At 63.5% G+C, this 4,271-nt stretch carries 3 protein-coding genes; 1 reads left to right on the forward strand and 2 read right to left on the reverse strand.

Features of this window, described 5'->3' with window-relative positions:
* Nucleotides 1-72: 72 nt before the first annotated feature.
* Nucleotides 73-483, reverse strand: coding sequence for a GNAT family N-acetyltransferase (locus Q4610_RS21395; protein WP_304537799.1), 411 nt, complete (start codon nt 481-483; stop codon nt 73-75).
* Nucleotides 484-565: 82 nt separating this feature from the next.
* The gene (locus Q4610_RS21400; RefSeq protein WP_304537800.1) at nt 566-1,117 is read right to left on the reverse strand and encodes a recombinase family protein; all 552 of its coding nucleotides are present in this window, start codon (nt 1,115-1,117) and stop codon (nt 566-568) included.
* 139 nt (nt 1,118-1,256) lie between these two features.
* On the opposite strand from Q4610_RS21400, the gene Q4610_RS21405 reads away from it, so the two are divergent.
* Nucleotides 1,257-4,214 carry a Tn3 family transposase gene (locus Q4610_RS21405; protein ID WP_304537801.1) on the forward strand — a complete coding sequence of 986 codons (2,958 nt, stop codon included), beginning with the start codon at nt 1,257-1,259 and terminating at the stop codon, nt 4,212-4,214.
* Nucleotides 4,215-4,271 lie beyond the last annotated feature (57 nt).

Genomic DNA, 4,271 nt, shown 5'->3' on the forward strand with positions numbered 1-4,271 from the left:
GGGGTGACTACACGAAAGTGACGTATCTGCACGCTAGGGGGGCGCCAGTACATTATTCGGACACGTCGCAGATCAGACAGATAGGCGATACCGCCGCATATGAAGATCGCCGCGCGCGTATAGGTCACTGTCAAGCGGGACCGCTACCGTTTCCTCATAGCTCGCTCCAGCCTTTTCCAATGTGCGACACGAAGCAATGTTATCTGGCCGGACGGTGATCCAGATTTCGTCAAAACCGTGATGCTGGGCGATAGGGCGCAACGCGGCTAGCGCCTTGCTTGCGTAGCCGTGTCCACGATGTTCTGGTTCGACCTTGTATCCCACATGCCCGCCATACAGACGCATGTAGTCGGTGTTACCCAGGCGAAGCTGGATCGAACCGACCACCTTCCCGGCCGCCACTATGTCATAGAACTCGGTCGGAGCCCAACCTCGTGACGGATCAGCCTCCGCCAGCTTCTGCAAGCTCAGTGTGACCGCCATACCTGACCTCCAACAGCGACATAACCTCGATGTCGCCGACAATTGTTTGACGCTGTCTGATGCGCTTGAATCTGTAGCGCGCTCATTTGCTTTCCAATGCTTTATACAGGGCGGTTTTTCCGATCTTGAGCCGGGCCGCTGCCTCGCGAACAGTGAGGCCCGACGCGATATGCGCCCGCGCCTTGCGAAGTTTGTCGGGGGTGACGACAGGGCGGCGACCACCCTTGTTGCCACGCTCGCGCGCGGCCTTGAGGCCGGCATGGGTGCGTTCCCGGATCAGATCACGCTCGAATTGGGCCAGCGAGCCGAAAATGTTGAACACCAGCATTCCGCCCGAAGTGGTGGTGTCGATGTTTTCGGTGAGTGAGCGGAACCCGATGCCGCGCGCCGCAAGCTCGCCGACCTTCTCGATCAGGTGGCTCATCGAGCGGCCGAGGCGGTCGAGCTTCCACACCACCAGCGTATCGCCACTGCGCAAATAGGCGAGCGCGTCGGACAGGCCGGGCCGATCAGCTTTTGCCCCAGATGCGTGATCGTCGAATATACGGTCGCACCCGGCAGCGTTCAGCGCGTCGTGCTGAAGCGACAGCTTCTGGTCTGCGGTCGAGACTCGCGCATAGCCGATCAGCGCCACATGTTGCCCGATCCTGTCCGTTTTCCCGTCATTATGCGACCTTGTCCGAATCGCCGTTACAGGTCCAGAGTTAACGGACATATTCCTGTTGGCCGCCAGAGGACCGTCTGACGGACAAGGGTGAGGAAGGAGATCATGCTTGGCGAGACGGCGACTGGTGAGCCCGGAAATCTGGGCGGGGCATTATAGCGCGCCGCTCGATGAGCGTGAGATTGCGCGGCACTATACGCTGACCAGCGACGACATGGACGTTGTCGGCCGCCGTCGCGGCGATGCCACCCGGCTCGGCTATGCGATGCTCATGCTATATATGAGATGGCCTGGCCGTGCGCTGGAAGCGGGCGAAGTCCCGCCCGCTCCTGTACTCGCCTATGTGGCGCAGCAACTCGGCGTCGCGCCCGAAGCCTTTGCGGACTACGCCCATCGGGACCAGACCCGCCGCGAGCATCTCGTTGAAATCCGACGATCGCACGGGTTCAGGATTTTTGACCGCAACGCTTTCCGTGAAGTTGTCGCCTTCTCGATCCCGATCGCGCAGACCATCATCCACCCCGGCCAGATGGCAGGCGTCATCGTCGATGAACTCCGGCGCCGGCAGATCTTCCTGCCTTCTCCATTGATTCTCGAAGCGGTGCTGCGACGGGCGCGTCAACAGGCCGAACAGCTCACCTATGAAGTGCTGACGAACGGCCTGCGGCCCGACACGCTACAGGGTCTGGACGATTTGCTGGCGCGACGGACGGGGCAGGCCGCGACATGGCTATCCTGGCTGCGCAATGCGCCACAATCGCCGGCAGCGCGCAACATCCTGCGCCTGATCGAACGGCTCGCCTATATCCGCGCGCTGGGCCTCGATCGCGCCCGTGCCGACATGATCCCGGCTTTGACTTTTGACAGGCTGGCGGACGAAGGCAGTCGCATCACACCCCAGCACCTTGGCGAACTCAATGCCCTGCGCCGCCATGCGACGCTGGCGGCAACCGGCATCCGCCTTGAGGAAAGCCTGACCGACGCCACCCTGACGATGTTCGACAAGCTGTTGGGCAGCATGGCGCGCCGCGCCGAGAACCGGACCCGCGACAAAGCCGTCAAGACGGTGCGCGAGTTGCAAGGCCACCTCCGGACGCTCACGGGGTCTTGCCGCCTCCTCATCGACGCGCGCAGCAAGGGCGTGGATTCTCTGGCGCAGATCGAGGCGCTGGACTGGCAGCGCTTCGCCGTGGCCGTCGAGCAGGCCGAAGTGCTCGGGCGACCGGAAACCGTCGATCGCACCTCCGAATTGATCGAGCGGCATCGCACGGTGAAGCTCTTTGCCGGTGCCTTTCTCAACACCTTCGAATTTCGCGGCGCCGGTGCGGTGCAGGGACTCCTGTCGGCGCTTACCATCATCGCGGAGCTATACCGGACCGGCAAACGGCGCTTGCCTGATCGCGTGCCGCTGCGCTTTGTGCCCTCCGCATGGCGGCCGTTCGTCCTGCGGGACGGCATCGTCGATCGCGCCGCCTATGAACTATGCGCCTTGGCCCAGCTACGGGAGCGGTTGCGAGCGGGAGACATATGGGTCTCGGGAAGCCGCCAGTTCCGCGATTTCGATAGCTACCTCATCCCGTCGGCCACCTTCGACGCGCTTCGCGAGAAGGGGCCGTTGCCGCTCGCCATCGAAACGGACTTCGATCGTCATATCGAGGAAAGGCGCGCCAGGCTCGACACGGCGATCGAACAGGTGACGGTCCTCGCCCGACAGGGCGAGCTGCCCCAGGTCAGGCTTAACGAAAGCGGCCTTATCATCTCGCCGCTGAAGGCGGCAACGCCACCCGCCACCGAGATTGCCCGTCGCGCTGCCTACGACCGACTGCCGCGCGTGAAGATCACCGATCTCCTGCTTGAGGTCGATGCCTGGACCGGGTTCAGCGAATGCTTCATCCATCGGCGTTCGGGCCGGGAGGCCGACGACCGCAATGCGCTGCTCACCGTCATCCTTGCCGATGGCATCAATCTCGGCCTCACGCGCATGGCGGAAACCTGCCGGGGCGCAAGCCTGCGTCAGCTCGCCCATCTCCACGACTGGCACATCAGCGAGGCCGCCTATGGCGAAGCGCTGGGAAGGCTGATCGACGCCCATCGTGCCATGCCGCTCGCCGCGCTGTGGGGAGACGGCACCACCTCGTCGAGCGACGGACAGCAATTTCATGCCGGTGGTCGCGGGGCCGCGATCGGCGACATCAACGCGCGCAGCGGCAACGAACCGGGCGTTGCCTTCTACACCCATGTCTCGGATCGATATGGCCCCTTCGCGACCCGGGTAATCGCGGCGACCGCCGGCGAAGCTCCCTATGTGCTGGATGGCTTGCTATATCAGCAGACCGGCCTGACAATCGAGGAGCACTACACCGATACAGGCGGGGCATCGGACCATGTGTTCGGCCTCATGCCCTTCTTTGGCTACCGTTTCGCGCCACGCCTGCGCGACATCAAGGAACGTCGTTTGCACCTGCTTCCCGGCCAGGAAGCAGGCCCCTTGCTCGCCGGCATGACGGGCGAACCGATCGCATTGGGTCATGTCGCAGCGCATTGGGACGAACTGCTGCGGTTCGCCACATCGATCCGCACCGGCACCGGCACCGCTTCAGCGATGCTACGCCGCCTGTCCGCCTATCCGCGACAGAATGGACTAGCCCTCGCGTTGCGCGAGCTTGGCCGTCTCGAACGCTCGATCTTCATGCTCGACTGGTTGCGCGACATCGACCTGCGCCGGCGCACCCAGGCGGGCCTCAATAAGGGCGAAGCCCGCAACGCGCTCGCCCGCGCGCTCTTCTTCAACCAGCTCGGCGAGCTGCGTGATCGGCGGTTCGAGAACCAGACCTATCGCGCATCCGGCCTCAACCTGCTCGTCGCCGCCATCATCTTGTGGAACACCCGCTATCTTGAAGTGGCGCTGGCGGACATCGGCACGCCCGACGAAATCGCGCGCCACGTCGCGCCGTTGGGCTGGGAGCATATCTCGCTGACCGGCGACTATAGCTGGAATGTAGAAGACCGGCCCGATCCGGATGCCTTGCGGCCGCTGCGCGCCGTCCGATCCCTGCTCGCCGCGTGACGTTCGCTATCCGTTCGCCCTTACCGTGCAGATACGTCACTTTCGTGTAGTCACCCC

The sequence above is a fragment of the Sphingobium cyanobacteriorum genome (assembly GCF_030580935.1).
In the GTDB taxonomy this organism is placed as follows: domain Bacteria; phylum Pseudomonadota; class Alphaproteobacteria; order Sphingomonadales; family Sphingomonadaceae; genus Sphingobium; species Sphingobium cyanobacteriorum.